The following is a 442-nucleotide window of genomic DNA, read 5'->3' as shown; positions in this document are numbered from 1 at the left end:
ACGATCTCACGGGCGGTCACCGCCATCACCCCGGTCCTCGACCGCGTGCTGGCGGGGTTCGTGCCGACCGCCGACGAGCTCGACCCGACCGCCCAGTACATCGTCGACGGCACTCTGTTCCCCTGCTGGTCATGGCGCACGGACCGCTGTCTGTACTCCGGCAAGCACAAGACCACGGGCATGAGCGTCCAGGTCGCCTGTACCCTCGACGGCGCGCTCGCCTGGGTCTCCGATCCCGTCACCGGCAACCACCACGACTCGTACGCGATCAACGACACCGGTGTTCTCGTCAGCCTGAATCCCGGAGACTGGATCGGCGACAAGGGCTACGTCGGCAACGGCATGATCACTCCGTACAAGAAGCCCAAGGGCGGCGAGCTCACAGAGTGGCAGAAGGAATACAACAGGCAGGTCAACAAGATCCGCTGGGTCGTCGAACAGG

The 442-nt window shown here is 64.7% G+C and carries 1 protein-coding gene; it reads left to right on the top strand.

What is annotated here, in order from left to right:
- Positions 1–60: 60 nt before the first annotated feature.
- On the top strand, positions 61–442 hold a 382-nt coding region (locus tag ACXAHD_RS32405), incomplete at its 3' end, for a transposase family protein (RefSeq protein ID WP_475055225.1).

The sequence above is a fragment of the Micromonospora sp. ABR4_055 genome, assembly GCF_056160425.1.
Note: the sequence above shows the minus strand (reverse complement) of the source record. Positions and strands in the feature narration are given on the sequence as shown.